The organism is Phormidium pseudopriestleyi FRX01, assembly GCF_017313335.1.
Lineage (GTDB): Bacteria > Cyanobacteriota > Cyanobacteriia > Cyanobacteriales > Laspinemataceae > Laspinema > Laspinema pseudopriestleyi.
This window is the reverse complement of record NZ_JAFLQW010000287.1, coordinates 1-16,115: the sequence shown is the minus strand read 5'-3', so window position 1 is coordinate 16,115 and position 16,115 is coordinate 1. Positions and strand designations below refer to the sequence as shown.

Annotated in this window: 17 protein-coding genes; 9 read left to right on the top strand and 8 right to left on the bottom strand. The window is 46.6% G+C overall.

Features of this window, described 5'->3' with window-relative positions; translation table 11 throughout:
• Positions 1 to 88: 88 nt before the first annotated feature.
• The 5 genes from truA (at position 89) to prfA (ending at position 3,574) form a co-directional block, all read left to right on the top strand.
• On the top strand, positions 89 to 916 hold the full coding sequence (gene truA, locus J0895_RS10660) for a tRNA pseudouridine(38-40) synthase TruA (RefSeq protein WP_207088078.1): 828 nt from the start codon (positions 89 to 91) through the stop codon (positions 914 to 916).
• Positions 917 to 1,031: 115 nt separating this feature from the next.
• The gene (rplM, locus tag J0895_RS10655) at positions 1,032 to 1,487 is read left to right on the top strand and encodes a 50S ribosomal protein L13 (protein ID WP_207088077.1); all 456 of its coding nucleotides are present in this window, start codon (positions 1,032 to 1,034) and stop codon (positions 1,485 to 1,487) included.
• The gene (gene rpsI, locus J0895_RS10650; RefSeq protein WP_207088076.1) at positions 1,487 to 1,900 is read left to right on the top strand and encodes a 30S ribosomal protein S9; all 414 of its coding nucleotides are present in this window, start codon (positions 1,487 to 1,489) and stop codon (positions 1,898 to 1,900) included. Before rplM ends, rpsI begins: the two co-directional genes overlap by 1 nt.
• 211 nt (positions 1,901 to 2,111) lie before the next feature.
• On the top strand, positions 2,112 to 2,354 hold the full coding sequence (rpmE, locus tag J0895_RS10645) for a 50S ribosomal protein L31 (protein WP_207088075.1): 243 nt from the start codon (positions 2,112 to 2,114) through the stop codon (positions 2,352 to 2,354).
• A gap of 116 nt (positions 2,355 to 2,470) precedes the next feature.
• The gene (gene prfA / locus J0895_RS10640) at positions 2,471 to 3,574 is read left to right on the top strand and encodes a peptide chain release factor 1 (protein ID WP_207088074.1); all 1,104 of its coding nucleotides are present in this window, start codon (positions 2,471 to 2,473) and stop codon (positions 3,572 to 3,574) included.
• Between the two features lie 108 nt (positions 3,575 to 3,682).
• On the opposite strand, the gene J0895_RS10635 is transcribed toward prfA, so the two are convergent.
• The 6 genes from J0895_RS10635 to J0895_RS10610 all read right to left on the bottom strand — a co-directional run bounded on the left by J0895_RS10635 (position 3,683) and on the right by J0895_RS10610 (position 10,387).
• On the bottom strand, positions 3,683 to 4,342 hold the full coding sequence (locus J0895_RS10635) for a hypothetical protein (RefSeq protein WP_207088073.1): 660 nt from the start codon (positions 4,340 to 4,342) through the stop codon (positions 3,683 to 3,685).
• Between the two features lie 843 nt (positions 4,343 to 5,185).
• Positions 5,186 to 5,884 (bottom strand): DUF4276 family protein, encoded by a 699-nt coding sequence (locus J0895_RS10630; protein ID WP_207088072.1) that lies wholly within the window; start codon positions 5,882 to 5,884, stop codon positions 5,186 to 5,188.
• Positions 5,884 to 6,981, bottom strand: coding sequence for an AAA family ATPase (locus tag J0895_RS10625; protein ID WP_207088071.1), 1,098 nt, complete (start codon positions 6,979 to 6,981; stop codon positions 5,884 to 5,886). The genes J0895_RS10630 and J0895_RS10625 overlap by 1 nt, the downstream gene beginning before the upstream one ends.
• A 356-nt stretch (positions 6,982 to 7,337) precedes the next feature.
• Positions 7,338 to 8,330, bottom strand: coding sequence for an arsenosugar biosynthesis radical SAM (seleno)protein ArsS (gene arsS / locus J0895_RS10620; protein WP_207088070.1), 993 nt, complete (start codon positions 8,328 to 8,330; stop codon positions 7,338 to 7,340).
• A 294-nt stretch (positions 8,331 to 8,624) separates the two neighbouring features.
• Complete coding sequence (locus J0895_RS10615; RefSeq protein WP_207088069.1) at positions 8,625 to 9,476, bottom strand: cytochrome c biogenesis CcdA family protein; 852 nt, start codon at positions 9,474 to 9,476, stop codon at positions 8,625 to 8,627.
• A 392-nt stretch (positions 9,477 to 9,868) separates the two neighbouring features.
• Positions 9,869 to 10,387, bottom strand: a complete 519-nt coding sequence (locus J0895_RS10610) for a TlpA family protein disulfide reductase (protein WP_207088068.1) — start codon at positions 10,385 to 10,387, stop codon at positions 9,869 to 9,871.
• Positions 10,388 to 10,759: 372 nt separating this feature from the next.
• Here J0895_RS10610 and J0895_RS10605 point away from each other — a divergent pair, with 372 nt between their 5' ends.
• The 4 genes from J0895_RS10605 to J0895_RS10590 all read left to right on the top strand — a co-directional run bounded on the left by J0895_RS10605 (position 10,760) and on the right by J0895_RS10590 (position 14,889).
• Positions 10,760 to 12,307 (top strand): mercuric reductase, encoded by a 1,548-nt coding sequence (locus tag J0895_RS10605; RefSeq protein WP_207088067.1) that lies wholly within the window; start codon positions 10,760 to 10,762, stop codon positions 12,305 to 12,307.
• 184 nt (positions 12,308 to 12,491) lie between these two features.
• Entirely contained in the window at positions 12,492 to 13,463 is a 972-nt protein-coding gene (gene arsM / locus J0895_RS10600) for an arsenosugar biosynthesis arsenite methyltransferase ArsM (protein WP_207088066.1), read from the top strand.
• Between the two features lie 43 nt (positions 13,464 to 13,506).
• The gene (locus J0895_RS10595) at positions 13,507 to 14,220 is read left to right on the top strand and encodes a VTT domain-containing protein (protein ID WP_207088100.1); all 714 of its coding nucleotides are present in this window, start codon (positions 13,507 to 13,509) and stop codon (positions 14,218 to 14,220) included.
• Between the two features lie 429 nt (positions 14,221 to 14,649).
• Positions 14,650 to 14,889, top strand: coding sequence for a hypothetical protein (locus J0895_RS10590; protein WP_207088065.1), 240 nt, complete (start codon positions 14,650 to 14,652; stop codon positions 14,887 to 14,889).
• 181 nt (positions 14,890 to 15,070) lie between these two features.
• Here the strand turns inward: J0895_RS10590 and J0895_RS10585 are convergent, their stop codons facing one another.
• A complete protein-coding gene (locus J0895_RS10585) occupies positions 15,071 to 15,685 on the bottom strand; it encodes a hypothetical protein (RefSeq protein ID WP_207088099.1) in 615 nt (204 codons plus the stop codon).
• Positions 15,679 to 15,972, bottom strand: a complete 294-nt coding sequence (locus J0895_RS10580; protein WP_207088064.1) for a hypothetical protein — start codon at positions 15,970 to 15,972, stop codon at positions 15,679 to 15,681. Before J0895_RS10580 ends, J0895_RS10585 begins: the two co-directional genes overlap by 7 nt.
• Positions 15,973 to 16,115: the final 143 nt, after the last annotated feature.

Sequence of the window (16,115 nt, the reverse complement as noted above, 5' to 3'; positions counted from 1 at the left end):
GATTTTTAGACGCCCAGGTTTTAGTCTTTTTAATCCTAAAATCTTCGCGCTAAACCCTCAATTTTCCCATAAATCCTCCAATCCTACGATGCTGACCCAAAGAATTGCCCTGGTCATCCAATACCTGGGCACTCATTTTCATGGGTGGCAACGGCAACCGAACCAAAGGACAGTACAGGAGGAGATTGAAACGGTACTGGCCGGTATCCTCAACCAACCGACTCGCGTAATTGCTGCCGGAAGAACGGATACAGGGGTTCATGCAGCCGCTCAAGTGGCTCATTTTGAAGCCAGCAGTCCGATTCCACCGGAAAGATGGGCGGGGGTCCTCAATAGTCGTCTCCCCACGGATATTTTGGTCCTGGCATCGGCGGCGGTAGACTCCCAGTGGCACGCTCGATTTTCGGCGGGTTCCCGTCGCTATCGATACATCCTCTATACCGACAAGCAACCTAACTTGTTCGTGCGCCCGTTTTCTTGGCATTATTATTATGCACCCCTGGATGAATCCTTAATTCAAGAAGCCCTGAACCCTTTGGTGGGTCATCATCATTTGGCAGCCTTTCACCGGGCTGGGTCGCAGCGCCAGCATTCCTGGGTAGAGGTACAGGAAGCCAAATGCGATCGCCACGGGCCATTCGTTCAGATCGAAGTGCAAGCCAATGGGTTCCTGTATGGGATGATGCGGCTACTGGTTGGCTTGCTGGTTGAAGTCGGGACATCGGAGCGAGACCCTTCATCCTTTAAAGACCTGTGGGTGAATGAGCGTCGCTCCGAAGTTAAATATGCAGCACCCGCCCAGGGACTCTGCTTATTACGAGTGGCCTATCCTGAATCTCCCTTTCCCCCTGAAATTTGGTGGGATACGATGCCAGAGTTTGTCCTGAGTCGCTCCTTTTATGAAGCTTCCCTATAGCTTTCATTAAATATTCAGTCCAAGGTCCGGCGAAGCAAGGGGCCTGATTGAGGCAGTCGCCTCTATTGCAACCCATTAGCCCAGCTCATTGACAACTGATAACTACGAACTAACCATGAACAAAACCTACGTTCCGCCACAAGGCTCCATCGAGCAAAAGTGGTATGTCATCGATGCCGCCAACCAGCGTCTGGGCCGGTTGGCTGTGGAAATTGCCCGCATCCTGCGCGGTAAAAATAAACCCACCTATACCCCTCACATGGATACAGGTGATTTCGTCATCATCGTCAACGCTGAAAAAATTGAAGTCACCGGCAAAAAACGCACCCAAAAACTCTACCGGCGTCATTCCGGTAGACCGGGCGGCATGAAAACCGAGACCTTTGCCAAACTGCAAAATCGCTTGCCGGAGAGAATTATCGAGCAAGCGGTGAAGGGAATGCTGCCCAAAAATAGCTTGGGGCGTCAGTTGTTCACCAAGTTGAATGTCTATGCCGGGAGTGAGCATCCTCACGCCGCTCAAAAACCTGAAACTTTGACCATCAACACTATTCCAGGAGGTAACTCTTAATGCAAGGAATCCAACAAAGTGGCCGCGTTATGTATTGGGGAACGGGTCGTCGGAAGTCTTCCGTCGCCCGGGTCCGTCTAGTTCCGGGTAACGGCACTGTGACCATCAATGGCAAAACGGCAGAAATCTATCTCCAGTACAACGCCGGTTACCTGGGTGCAACCAAGGCCCCCCTGGAAACCCTCGGGCTGGAAAATGAATATGACGTTCTGGTGAATGTCCGAGGCGGGGGGTTAACCGGACAGGCTGAATCGATTCGTTTAGGCGTGGCTCGGGCGCTGTGTGAACTCGACCCTGAAAATCGCCATCCGCTCAAAGTGGAAGGCTTTCTCACCCGGGACCCTCGTGCCAAAGAACGGAAAAAGTACGGTCTCCGCAAAGCTCGGAAGGCCCCTCAATACTCCAAACGTTAAGGAGTTGGGTCATTGGTCGTTGGTCGTTGGTCATTGGTCGTTGGTCGTTGGTCGTTGGTCGTTGGTTGTTAGTCGTTAGTCAAAGAACAAATGACAAAGAACAAAGAACAAATGACAAATGACAAATGACAAATGACAAAGAACAAAGAACAAATGACAAAGAAAGCTAAAATAAAACAGAACAAGCGACGGGTTCAAGGAGAACAAAACCATGCCAAAACCAGGAATTCATCCAGAATGGTATCCAGAAGCTAAAGTGATTTGCAACGGTGAAGTTGTCATGACCGTTGGTTCGACTAAGCCAGAAATTCATGTGGATGTGTGGTCCGGAAATCATCCGTACTATACCGGCACTCAAAAGATAATCGATACCGAAGGACGGATTGAACGCTTCCGTCGGAAGTATGGAATGACCTCAACCAGTGGAGAAAGCGGTCAAACTCCTAACAAGTAGCCAGAGTATTTTAGCTGTTAGCTGTGAGGAGTAGCAAATTGATATTTTGCTATGGTTTAATCAGCTAACTGCTAGAGATCCACGCGCTCCCTACTTTCTAGACTGAGGACTGCTCTATGGCCGAAACTTATCTAATCGATAAATTAAAATCTGTTGAACAAACTTTTCACGAATTGACTCGGCGGATGGCGGATCCCGATATTGCCAGAGACCCGAACGAGTTTCAAAAAGTGGCGAGAGCCCGTTCCTCGTTGGAGGAAGTGGTGAATACTTATGAAAATTGGAAAAATACCGAAGAGGAGTTAATTGGCGCAAGGCAGGTCCTCAAGGAAGCCAGTAGCGATGTGGAATTGCAACAGATGGCAGCCTTGGAAGTAGCGGAACTGGATGAGCAATTAACACAGCTTGAAAACCGGCTGAAGGTCTTGCTGCTGCCTCGGGACCCGAATGATGAGAAAAACATCATGCTAGAAATTCGGGCAGGGACTGGTGGCGATGAAGCCAGTATCTGGGCGGGGGATTTGGTGCGGATGTATTCACGCTATGCTGAAACTCAAGGCTGGCGCGTGAAGATGTTGAGCGAGTCTACGGCGGATATGGGTGGATTTAAAGAGGCGATCCTGGAAATTCAGGGGGAGCAAGTTTATAGCCAGCTCAAGTTTGAAGCGGGAGTGCATCGGGTCCAGCGGGTGCCGGTTACTGAAGGTGGGGGTCGAGTTCATACTTCTACGGCGACGGTGGCGGTGATGCCGGAGGTGGATGAGGTGGAGGTCCAAATCGATGCGAAGGATATTGAGTTGACTACGGCGCGATCGGGTGGCGCTGGGGGTCAAAATGTGAACAAGGTGGAGACGGCGGTGGATTTGTTCCATAAGCCGACGGGGATCCGGATTTTCTGTACGGAGGAGCGATCGCAGCTTCAAAACCGGGAACGGGCGATGCAGATTCTGCGAGCGAAACTGTATGACCTGAAGTTGGCTGAACAACAGGAAGCGGTGACTTCTATGCGCCGATCGCAGGTGGGAACAGGTGCACGTTCGGAAAAAATTCGTACTTACAATTACAAGGATAACCGGGTCACGGATCACCGATTGGGGCAGAATTTTGCGCTGATGAGTACCCTGGAAGGGGATATCGAGGAAGTGATTCAATCTTGCATCAGTCAGGATCAGCAGGAACGGTTAGAGGAACTCGCTGCTTCGACGACGATGCCGGTGTAGTTGACAAATTAACCTGTTTGGGGTACAGCGAATGGCTGATTCTAAGCTATCTCTGAAACAAAAAGCGAGAACTAGGTTCTCGCTTTTTTTGTGGGCGAGTGGGTCGTTTTACAGTCGGGAAAGCAGGGGGAGCCACTGTTGAGGAAAGGGGTGACGGATAAAGATTTGGGAAGCCAGTTGATAATGAGAGAAGGAACGGGCGAGATTATTGATGCGATCGCCCTGTAAGCGCTCACTATAGGCTAATGCTAGATTATCATGGGTGGCTCCCCACCGTTGTGATTGGAGGCGATCGCAGGGAAACATGGGGAGGGCAGTTTCACAACAGGCGATCGCTATTTCTATAAAGTGGGCTTTTTTCCCTTCGGAATAGTTCCAAATTTGGCCGCCTAGATTAACCACGATTGTAGCAAACTCAATGGCTCGTTTTGGGCTCAGAGTCGGCAAAATGCCAATGGCAACCTGAGATAGACGTTCAGCAAAGCGATCGCTGAGGAGTTCGTCATGCCTTGCTAAGGTGGGGTAGAGGGCTGTAGGGTTGCCCTGGACATTCTCCATTTCCTGTACAACTGTGGCTAAAAACCGAGTGGTTTGGCGATCGGTGGAGTGATAGAGGGCGATCGCCTCTGGGAGTCCACGCTGGCGATCGGTGGATTCCTCTCCATCCCGAGTGATCCATCCTGGATTGTGGCGCTCTAGGGCCGCATTGAAGCCAAGAGAGTTCTGTCGTCTTCTACTGGGAAGGTTGGCAAGGGTTCGTTTGTACATGATTCGGTTCCTCCGCTAATTTCTTACATCATTTGCTGCCGATCTCGCTAATTGATACCGGGTTAAACTGGGGCTGGCGCGGATCTAATGAGCTGTGATGCTTAAAGGCGATCGTAGCCAGTCCTCATTTTCAATTCTTAATCTTTTTGGGCCTGAATGAAATCCTCCAAATGGCAGACTTCCTGCACTTTGTGCTGGATTTAATGGGTGATTTTCATACTTATATTTGCCGAGATTGCCATTACTATCCGTATATTTTTTTACTAAAAAATAGTTAAAGATTCTTATTTGATTTATCTAATTTATTTTTAAAAAAATTATCAATTTTTGAGAGTTAACGGTAAAAATAGATACCATTCAGTATAAAAAATAGGTCTATCCTCATTTGGATAGGCTGATAAATCACAGAAGTTTTTGGAAAACTTGATATTGTAAAGGATTTTACAGAATCTCAGTTTTTGACCTTCGGAAAATCTGGTTTCTGTACCGGATTTCTGAATATTTATCTCGGTAATCAGCCCAGATTACAGTCAGAAATCTGGTTTTGGGGCGGTTGTTTTGAGGGTGGGGAGTTTTCGGAGCGAGGCGATCGGCTAACCTTCATCAACTCCCGCTACAGTACCAGCTTGGTTGACTGACAAAAGGTGCTGGTATAAAGCTGAGAGTCTTACGAGGCGATCGTTTAAGATGCTAAAGGAGGAGTTAACGTTTTCAGATTTACAGACCACTTCATAACCCTGAACGCTGTGAAAAAACTCCCCCCTCTACAATAGTTGCCGTGGGTCACCCAAAGTTCTAAAAGCTAACCTATCGGGGGTCGGGTGCATGACCGTTGTTAGGGAGTCAACTGTTAGATGATTGTCCATCCAAAGATTCAAGCTTGAATAACCACTCATCAAAATGTAGGCAGTGTTCTCGAATTGATTGTAATCCTATTCTCTCAGCTAACTGTGGTCCAAAGGTAGATTTGGCCCTTCCATAATCAGGGAACTGAGCAATAATCCGTTTGCTAGGTGCTGTTTGCAGTCCATCGTTGATTAACTCGGGGGTCTTGTATTGACTGGCAATAGCCTGAAGTGTTTCAATTTCTTGAGTGCGTCCAGAACTAAGGTAGTCAAAACAAGTTGGTTCAGAAAAAAGATATGCCTCATACTCATGCAACTGAATGTAAGGGATAAATCGCGGGTCACCTATATCTTCTGCAAATTTTTGTTCTAGAAATTTAACCCTTTCAAAGGGATCTTGTCTCATCAGTTCAGCTTCGGCCAGTCCTGGAAAATCAGGATGAATTGCATACAAATCAATCATTGTCGTGAAAAACACATCGGTAGCTTTATCCTGTTTAAGAAATCGGATGATGTCATTTTTTATCGGTGCATAGTTGCGACCCCCGCCCCGATGTACTCGCCCCTTCTTCTTGGTGTGAGCAATGAGTACAGGTTTGTTCATGAATACATTGTAATGCACCAAATGCGGCTTGATTAAATTGTCAGCAAATGTCTGTTCAGTTTGCCCTTCAGCAAATAGGTAAAGCCGCGCCATCAATGCGGTCCTCCCCCAATTATATTTTTCTCCCAAACTTCCCCTAAGCTATATTCATCGAGCCAAATCTCTAACTCTTCAGAACTTAACCTCTTAAATTTTGACTCTTTACCCTCTCGGTCTACTGCGATTACGTCTTCAGGCTCAAAATTGTCCAAAAAAGAACTGGATTGGGTGCTAATGAGGATTTGTGTATGCAGCGCTGCCCTTTTAAAGAGGTCAGCTATAATATTTAATGCGTATGGATGAAGACCTAATTCAGGTTCATCCACAATAATCAGTTTTGGCAGTTCATCTTTGGGCTGTAAGAGTAGCGTGGCAAGGCAAATAGTACGCAAAGTTCCATCGGAAAATATATGGGGTCCGAATACTTGATCTGAATCCTTTTCTTTCCACTCTAGCATGACCCTACGGGATGCATCGGGTTTAATATCAAAATCATCAAAAAAAGGCGCAATCAGGCGAATCGTTCCTACAATTTGTTGATAAGATTTCTTCTCTTCTTCACGAAACCTTAAGAGTAAAGCAGCTAAATTACCGGCATCAGGCATCAGGCATCGGTTATCACCAACATAACAGGATTGACGGACATTTGCTGTAGGTGATGTGTCATGAAAGTGATAAACGCGGCACCGATCAAGTAAGTATTTAAGTATTTTAGCTGTTGGTTTTTCTTCTACTACTTCACCAATTTTAGCTTCTTGATGCCCAACCCCTAATTCATCAGTTTTTGGATGGGTCCTATTCCTTTCCTGAAAGATGATTGTTTCTTGAGCAAAAATTAGAGTATCACCAGCAGCATGAAATAACCTGATGCGATAAGTATCCACTCCATTCGCGACTTGAAACTCTAGGTTTGCTTCTATCTGAGGGGTTGTCTTCGGTCCAAAGTGTAGAATCGACTGGGCACGTCCATTAGTAGCAATATAGTGTTGAAACCGTCCAGCCATCATCTCATTCAGCATTTTGAAAAACGAAATGAGATTGCTCTTTCCGGCCCCGTTTGCTCCAATCAAAATGTTTAAGGCATTAAACTCAATATCTATTGCCTTAATAGACTTAAACCCTGTTAGAGTTAACCTTTGCAATCTATCCAAAAATCAGCCTCCTAAATCCCTCATCATGTATTTATTCCTTTCTCAAGGATTAGAATAGGTCATATTACTTTCCATCGCTCATCAAGACATTCCAACTAGCCTTCATTCGCGCCGGTGAGCCAGTTACTCGGTGAATTCAAGATGGCTGGTATAGTTTGCCGATGTTGTCACACTATTGATTAGACCGCCAAGGCATTATAACTCCCTCAGCAGCCTGTGGTCAAGCACTTGTGGTCTAACTCGGGTATTATGGGTGTTATCCGGCAACTCGGGGATAACACCCCTAGTTAGGGAGTTTTACTGTAGTTGGAGCGATGGAAACTACAGACTTAGCAATACCTTGCCGACTCGGTTTGTCAGTCTACCAAAGCGCCACCACAACTTGATCCAGATCCAGCGGTGCAGCCGTAACAAAAGGCAGCGGTTTGTACCTGGGTGAGTAAATCTAAACTGCCAGCGGATAATAGTTTTGCTACGGTGAGGGTTTCGCCATCAGCAGTTTTTGCAGGGATGCCTTCCATTTGATTAAAATCGCAGTCATAAATATTGCCTAAATAGTCGATAGAGAGTTCATTGCGACACATCAGATGGGGAACAGTTTCGGGATTGAAATTATCCTCTAAAAACTGTAAGTAAGGTTGATGGAGTTGTTGGCGTTGTAGATATAACTTGGTGCGGCCAATGGGTAAATTGGTCAGGGTTAACAACTGGTTAAAGGTAATGCCGTGATGTTCAGCTAAGTAGGTTTTATAATCTACTTCTAATTTTTCTTGGGGTGGGGGTAAATAAAATTGGTCGCGAGAGGTGGGTAGGGATGGATTATAGACTAAATTTAAACTTAAGTTCGGGTCAGAGCCATATCCTAATTCATTGAGTAATTTTATCGCTTGAATAGAGCGTTCGTAAACCCCATTGCCTCGCATTTTGTCAACATTACTTGATAAATAACAAGGGAGAGAGGCTACGACTTGTAATTTATGTTCAGCAAAATAGGCCGGTAATTCGGCAAAACCAGGTTCAAAAAAAATGGTTAAATTGGAGCGAACAATGACCTGTTTACCAGCAGCGCGGGCTGCCTCCACTAAGGGTTTAAATCCATAGTTCATTTCCGGTGCACCGCCGGTGAGATCCACGGTTTGAATCGAATCAAAGCGATGAATTAATTCAATAAGCTGATCGCAGACTTCCGGGGAAAGTTCTTCGGTGCGATTCGGCCCGGCTTCTACATGACAGTGAATGCAAGCCTGGTTACAGCGCTTTCCTAAATTAATTTGTAATACGGTAATTTGATTTTTAGTTAAGGGGGAACCGATTTTATGAGAGAATGGAGTAATGACCGTTTGAACCATGAGTAGCTCCTTTTGGTGGTGGTCTTTTAGATGGAGTCGTCTTTGATTATTATTACACGATTCAGAGGCTTAATGCCTCCTGAATCCAGGAGAAATATTGCTCTACGGACGAATCTCCCCTAAGCATGAGAGCAAAATCGCCATTGTGAAATAAGAGACTGGCTTGACCGAAATCTGGGTTATTCGTTCCCTGAACACCCGGAATGCCCCCGGGTGCAATTTCTTCAAAAGCGATCGCTTTGAGTTGAGCGCATCCGGCATAAATTAGGGTCGTATAACCTGATCATCAGGGATCTAACCGCCTAAAAACCATTGAGTGCCAGTAAATAGGTAATAGGTTCCAGTCAAAATCAACGCTAGACTACCAAAGCGAATGACTCCCTCAGAATGGTGCAACAACTGCTTGCTTTGTTTGGCGAAACCCGTAAACAAACTGGACAGAAAAATTAAAAGTGTATATCCCAAAGCATAGCTCACCATCGTCAGTGTGCCTAACAGTTGAGACCCGGTTGCTGCTGCCGCTGCTAAGACTCCAAATAGCACTGGACTGGCACAGGGGGAACTCACCAAGGCAAAGGTTAAACCGACTCCATAAGGTCCAGCGACGGGGAGATTGATATCCATTTGTGGGAGAGGTATTTTGATCAGTCCGATTAACCATAAACCCATCACTGCCATAATTAGTCCAACTATGATATTGATATAGCCTCGGTAATCCACCATAACGACACCGGCGAAGGATGAAACCAAGCCAAACAAACTTAAAATGGTGACAGCACCCAGGACAAATAAGCCTGCTTTTTTAAATGCATCCCAACGAGATGTGATTTTTAAGGTGCCGATATAGCTGAGGTTGACGGGCAACAGGGCTAAAATACAGGGGGAGACACTAGCAATTCCACCTCCTAGAAATGCCAAGGGTAATAAAATAAAAGGGTTGGCAGTATCTTGCTGACTAAACCACTGTTGATAACGGTTTTCAATCCGGGAAATGACTTGTTCGATGGGATGACTGAGGACCGGGCCGAGGGTGATGACTAGAATCAGGGAGAGTAATCCTAATCCTCCGTAAAGTAGCCATTGTTTGGAGCTTTTAGATAGTCGAAATGTCTGAGTTTTTGGGGATGACTGAGGGAGTTGGGCCATAACAATATCCGGGTTTCACCCATAATTTTTCGGGGAGTTGAACAGAAGGAGTTTTTGTTTTGTAGGGGTGGGATTTAGAAAAGCTGGGAGGGGATTTGAGCCGATCGCTTTTTCCAACTCGGAAGGAGGATATAAGTAGGTAGGCGAAAATATTCCTCTATTGCTCTTGCCTAAAACCCTCTCACAGCAAGGGTTGTGCGGTTAGCCAACTTCGGTTTAATTACGCCCACCTACTTAGCCGATCCTAAATCCGTTGTGGAATGCCCTCACCCCCAACCCCTCTCCCAAGACGGGAGAGGGGAGCTATATATGTCATAAATCATTTAGGATTGCTATAGAAAAGAGGGAAAAGGGCGATCGCCCAAAACACTAAGGGTACTCTGTCCCTTGACTTATCGTTGAGCAATGGCGGAATCGATGACCGAGGTATAATCGGCTAGGTTGGCATTATTCCGATGCTGTGCCAGAATATTTCCTGTTGCTGGATCGACGATCGCCACCATGCCAGTTTGCGATCGATGGGCGGCAAAGAAATCGCTTAATCCGAGTTCTGTAGCGAGGGTTTCAGATTGACTGGTTTTGGCGCGATCGCTGACATCCAAAACGATAAAATGAATGTCATCTCCATACTGTGTTCTAAGTTGTTCAAGAGTCGGGGCAATATTTTGGCCATCAGGACACCAACTGGCGTAAATATCGACAACAACCGGCTTTCCTTGGAGGCGATCGGCTAAGGGGCCTCCGACATTCTCTTTTTTAGATGCACAGGGGTTCCGAGATGCACAGGGGTTCATTTGGGCGATCGCCGGATTGGGAGAGGCAAAACTGTTCACAGGGGTTGCCGCAACCAGGGAAACACTGAACATTAAACTACCCAGGGACAGACTCAGCCATAATAACGGTTTACGCATCAATTTAACCTCAAAAATCTAGGGAATCTAGGACCAAAACCCAGCAGACTGGACTCTCAAGGGTCTCTCGTTTGCTGTTATTTTGATTAAATTCCCTCAACATGAGTGGGAGATGAATCCCAGATGGATATTAGATAAAGCTTCAACCCTCAAAGTGCAAAAACCAGTGTTATCGTTGTAGGAAAAATTAATCTCTGCCTCATTTATCGACCCGTTCTTGAGGCTAGAGTAAGTTACAGGACGTAGATATTTCAACCGAAACCCCGGATTTTGACCCGAATCTTGGGCGGTTCAATCCACTGTTTTTGTTTCCCAATTTGAGGAAAAATCGTCCATCATGGAAATCTTACAACTTTGGGAATCTCTATAACCATGACACCTTTAATTAAAGAAGAACCTGCACTCCAACCGTTGGATGAGTACAATCAATCCCTAATGTCTCATGTTCATCCCGTCGATTGGGTCAATCCTTCCCCTGCCGCCAATTACGATTTAGTCGTGATTGGCGCGGGAACTGCTGGACTGGTGGTGGCAGCAGGTGCCGCCGGGTTAGGATTGGGATTAAAAGTTGCCCTGATTGAAAAAAGCTTGATGGGGGGAGATTGCCTAAATATCGGTTGTGTTCCTTCCAAATGTCTGATTCGTTCATCCCGGGTGGTGGCGCAGATGCGAGAGGCGAGTGCCTTCGGGATTCAGTCTCCAGATGCTATTGATATTGATTTTGCGGCAGTGATGCAGCGAATGCGGCGAATTCGGGCGGGAATTAGCCATCATGATTCTGCGGAACGGTTTCGAAATTTGGGCATTGATGTGTTTTTAGGACCGGCTGAATTTGTGGATAGTGGGGCGATCGCTGTTAACACTCACATCCTCCGCTTTAAAACAGCGGTAATTGCCACTGGTGCTCGCGCCACTCGTCCTCAAATTCCTGGATTAGCAGAAGCAGGCTATTTAACCAATGAAACCGTCTTTTCCCTCACGGAATGTCCCCCACGATTAGCAGTGATTGGGGGAGGTCCTATTGGGTGTGAACTCGCCCAAGTATTTCAACGCCTCGGCAGTCAAATTACTTTATTTCATAAGCATGGACATCTCCTTGATCGCGAGGATGCTGATGCTGCGGAAATCGTCCAACAACAATTATTACGGGACAATCTGAAGTTGGTTTTGGATTGCACTTTGGAAAAGGTGGAAACAACCGATGCAGGTAAAGTCATCCATTACCGGCAAAATAATGTAATTAATACCGTAGTTGTAGATGAAATCTTAGTGGGGGCTGGACGGACTCCGAATGTGGATGGCTTGAATTTAGACGCGGTTGGGGTTAAATATGATGCCCGTCGGGGTGTGGTTGTCGATGACTATTTGCAAACCACCAATCCGCGCATTTATGCCGCTGGTGACATTTGCATGAACTGGAAATTTACCCATGCGGCGGATGCGGCGGCCCGAATTGTTATTAAAAATACCTTGTTTTCTCCCTTTGGATTAGGACGAAGCAAACTGAGTAGTTTGGTCATGCCTTGGGTGACCTATACTGATCCAGAGATTGCTCATGTGGGATTGTATGAACGGGAGGCGCAAGAGAAGGGTTTAGAGACAAATACGATTACCATTCCCTTTTCAACTGTCGATCGCGCTTTGGCGGATGGGGAACCGGAAGGGTTTGTCAAAATCCTGCATAAACGGGGTTCTGACCAGATTTTAGGGGCAACCATTGTGGCGCGTCATGCTGGGGAAATGATTAGTGAAATTACCTTGGCGATCGCTACTAAACAGGGACTCAGTGCCTTATCCAACGTGATTCATCCCTATCCAACTCAGGCAGAAGCGATTAAAAAAGCTGCCGATGCCTATCGCCGAACCTTACTCACTCCGCGCACTCAATCCTTACTGAAGCTGTTAACCAAATTCAGTTAAACTATAGCGGTTAATCGGCTATAGCAATCCTTGCAGCAATTGAGAAATAAGCCCTCACCCCCAACCCCTCTCCCAAAACGGGAGAGGGGAGTAGCAGAGTTCATAAATAAGGCAAGGATTGCTATATTCGTTAGTTCGTCACTTCATTCCTGATTTTTTTGATTCATTCACCCCCATCTAATTTATGAGCTATTTAGAAACAACTGCCCAATTCTACGCCGAAGCTGCCAAAAACCCTCAAGTGGGACTGTGTTGTGTCAGCACTTCACCCCTAAAACTACCGGGTTTAAAAATTCCCAAAATCATGCAGCAAATGAACTACGGCTGTGGTTCAACGGTTCATCCCACTGAGTTATTTGGAGAACCAACGGTCCTTTATATTGGGGTCGGCGGTGGCATCGAAGCCCTTCAGTTTGCATATTTCTGTCGTCAACCGGGAGGAGTGATTGCTGTGGATCCGGTGTTAGAAATGCGTGAAGCGGCGACGCGAAATTTACAGCTTGCTGCGGAAGAGAATGAGTGGTTTCATCCTGATTTTGTGCAAATTTTGGCCGGAGATGCGTTTGCCTTGCCGATGCCGGATGCTTCCGTGGATGTGGTGGCACAAAACTGTCTATTTAATATCTTTGAACCGGCGGATTTGCAATTGGCATTAGCCGAAGCCTATCGGGTATTGAAACCCCGGGGAAGATTGATTATGAGTGACCCGATCGCCACCCGTCCAATTCCCCCTCATCTCCAACAAGATGAACGATTACGCGCCCTCTGCTTATCCGGTGCACTCCCTTACGAACAGTACATTCAGCACTTGATTGGAGTCGGCTTTGGGCAGATTGAAATTCGCGCCCGTCGTCCCTATCGGCTGTTGGATACCCAGAATTACAATCTGGATGAACCGCTACTTTTAGAAAGTTTAGATTCTGTCTCCTTCAAAGTGCCAATTCCCGACGATGGAGCTTGTGTTTTTACCGGCAAAACTGCCATTTATGCCGGAAAAGAGGCGATGTTAGATGATGGGGCTGGACATTTACTCGAACGGGGAATTCCGGTGGCCGTGTGTGATAAAACTGCGGCCAATTTAGGACGGGAATTTTCATCAAATCTCATGATGATTACAGAGTCTAGTTGGTATTACACGGGCGGCGGATGCTGCTAAAAAAATGAAAATGCCCCCAAATCGGATATTATCACAGAGAAGAATTCAGAGGATATCTTGGGTGGGAATAAGTTCAGTTACCTATTTTTTAGTGACCACTCCTGCTTTGGCAGAAAGTGTGGGAGGGTCAGCCGGATTCAACCTGCAACAACTGTTACTGAATGCTTTAGCCTGGATTGAAGGTTTGGGGGTGGTGGGCGGTATTGCGTTTATCGCCATTTATATTGTGGCAACGATTGCCTTTCTACCTGGGTCAATTCTGACGTTGGGTGCAGGGGTTGTATTTGGTGTGGTACTGGGTTCGGTGTATGTTTTTATTGGGGCAACCTTGGGGGCGATCGCAGCCTTTTTAGTCGGGCGCTATGTGGCAAGAGGATGGATTAGCCAAAAAATTGAGGGCAATCAAAAATTTGCGGCGATCGATAAAGCGGTTGCCAGAGAAGGTTTAAAAATCGTTCTGCTGACTCGTCTTTCCCCAATTTTCCCCTTTAATCTCTTGAATTATGCCTTTGGAATTACGGGGGTTTCTTTGAAAGACTATGCCTTGGGTTCAATTGGCATGATTCCGGGAACGGTGATGTATGTTTATATTGGCTCTTTAGCTGGGGATTTGGCTAGAATTGGCACAGAAAATCAGCCGACTAATCCAACTATTCAATGGGTGATTCGCATTTTGGGCTTACTCGCCACCGTTGCAGTTACGCTCTATGTAACCCGAATTGCTCGCAAAGCCCTGGATGAAAAAGTTACCGATTAACAGGTAGTTTAGAGCAGGTTTTGGGATTTTTTCATCAAAAATCAGGAAATGGATATCAAGCCTTGCCATGCCACGGAATTGGAGAAAATCGTCGGTTTTTTGTTGTTAAAAAGCCTCACGGGTTTTAGTGAAATCACACCGAAATCAATCTGGAGGGCGGGCGATTCGCGAATCGCCCCTACATTGAGGGGTGGCTTTAAGGAGATGCTTAAAGTCCTGTTAAAGTGTAATCAGGCTGCGCTATAGAAGGAGTAATTAGTATATTAATTTAGCCAAAAGGCCGAAAAGTTATTAATTTTTTAGGAAGGTTAAATTAACTTGAAGATGAGCGAATTGGGTTTTTAAATTCCTCTGGGGATAGATGACAGGAGGGGTTCAACTAGAGAAACTGAGAGTAAATTCTCAGATAAAATAGAAGGACACCGTTTTATGAATCGACCTAGAAACCCAACGAGTCGCGATCGCCAGGTGGCAGAGGAAGCCATGTCTCACGAAGAGGCCAATTTTACGGAAACTCCTACGGGACGAAAACTGGTCAGACAAACCCAGATGGTGGGCGGATTTTTACTGCTGATTGTGGCGGTCCTATTTGGACTATTGGTGGCGTCTTTTCCGACTGGAGAGGAACCTACGACTAATCCCGATACTCCCAATCAAATCACTCCCTAAAAACAGTTTTTACAATCCGTCGAATCAACAGGGATTAACCCGGAATAGTCATGATAATCTCAGGGGGAACTTGGGGGGAAGGTGGCGGATTTAGAATGAAACCGCAGCAAATCGGGTGGGCGATCGCCTCGACAATTACCCACCCGACCTTTAGAGTATTTTCCAGCTTAGACTACAATTCTCAGCCAATCAAATTAACGCCTTCGGGAGAGATCTCCTCATGAACCCATAACTGGGCTGGACCCGAAGAGTAGACATTGTAGGTCTGGTCACCAATTACCGCAGGACCACTGGAAACCCAATCCCCTGTGGCGGTTAGACTGTTCGTATCGGTCCCATTCACGACAAGGCGATTGCGGCGATCGGAAAACCCAATCACTTCCAGGCGATCGAGGGTCACACTATTGTTACCCCCATTGAGGTCGAGTGTCTCGATATTGCGAATCCGATTCCGGGAAATATTCCTCAAATCCAGGTCGAAATTATCCCCATCCAGACGGAGAGTATCATCTTCACTGCCGCCATCAATCCGACGGAAGTCAGCGTCAGAAATTGCCAGGACATCGTTTCCGACACCGCCATAGAAGACATCAGGACCGCCATTGCCAATGAGGGTATCATCCCCTTGTCCGCCAATGAGCACATCCGCCTGAGCAGTTCCTGTGAACAGATCGTTGCCAGTACCGCCGAGTTGGGTGACATCCCCGGTGAAATCTCCTCCATAAACGAGGTATGTTTCCCCAGCATTTACCCGACTACCGTTGGGACCATCCCCTTCCGGAGCACCGACTAGGATATCCTCGAACCCGTCGCCATTGACATCTCCCGCACTGACCGATCGCCCAGTGCGATCGTTTGCTGTAATTCCATACAGAGTAAACCCATTGCTGCCATCGAGGTCGTTGAGATTGAGTGTCGCCCCAAAACTGGGTCCTCCAAACAGAACATAATCACACCATTCGTGCCATCAAGATCCTGAAGGTCGAGGGTCTCATCAAAGTTGGGACCGCCATAGACTAGATAGGTTTCCCCAACCGCTTCTGTATCATCATCATCATTAGCTTGGGGAGCACCGATAATCAAGTCATTTTGACACTCCCACGTCTAAAGAGCATGGGATTCTTTAAGAGTCCAGAATTTAGACCTTAAGGGCGTAGTCAATGCGCCCCTACCTATTCACGCTCACTGACTCTCGCCATGAGGCTTACGGCTACCTTTTTTAATCT

What these genes read in the sequence shown, in the direction of transcription:
- prfA (WP_207088074.1), top strand. Translation starts at nt 2,471, where the DNA reads ATGGCCGAAACTTATCTAATCGATAAATTAAAATCTGTTGAACAAACT.
- rpsI (WP_207088076.1), top strand. Translation starts at nt 1,487, where the DNA reads ATGCAAGGAATCCAACAAAGTGGCCGCGTTATGTATTGGGGAACGGGT.
- J0895_RS10635 (WP_207088073.1), bottom strand. Translation starts at nt 4,342, where the DNA reads ATGTACAAACGAACCCTTGCCAACCTTCCCAGTAGAAGACGACAGAAC.
- truA (WP_207088078.1), top strand. Translation starts at nt 89, where the DNA reads ATGCTGACCCAAAGAATTGCCCTGGTCATCCAATACCTGGGCACTCAT.
- J0895_RS10610 (WP_207088068.1), bottom strand. Translation starts at nt 10,387, where the DNA reads ATGCGTAAACCGTTATTATGGCTGAGTCTGTCCCTGGGTAGTTTAATG.
- rpmE (WP_207088075.1), top strand. Translation starts at nt 2,112, where the DNA reads ATGCCAAAACCAGGAATTCATCCAGAATGGTATCCAGAAGCTAAAGTG.
- arsM (WP_207088066.1), top strand. Translation starts at nt 12,492, where the DNA reads ATGAGCTATTTAGAAACAACTGCCCAATTCTACGCCGAAGCTGCCAAA.
- J0895_RS10590 (WP_207088065.1), top strand. Translation starts at nt 14,650, where the DNA reads ATGAATCGACCTAGAAACCCAACGAGTCGCGATCGCCAGGTGGCAGAG.
- J0895_RS10605 (WP_207088067.1), top strand. Translation starts at nt 10,760, where the DNA reads ATGACACCTTTAATTAAAGAAGAACCTGCACTCCAACCGTTGGATGAG.
- rplM (WP_207088077.1), top strand. Translation starts at nt 1,032, where the DNA reads ATGAACAAAACCTACGTTCCGCCACAAGGCTCCATCGAGCAAAAGTGG.
- arsS (WP_207088070.1), bottom strand. Translation starts at nt 8,330, where the DNA reads ATGGTTCAAACGGTCATTACTCCATTCTCTCATAAAATCGGTTCCCCC.
- J0895_RS10630 (WP_207088072.1), bottom strand. Translation starts at nt 5,884, where the DNA reads ATGGCGCGGCTTTACCTATTTGCTGAAGGGCAAACTGAACAGACATTT.
- J0895_RS10615 (WP_207088069.1), bottom strand. Translation starts at nt 9,476, where the DNA reads ATGGCCCAACTCCCTCAGTCATCCCCAAAAACTCAGACATTTCGACTA.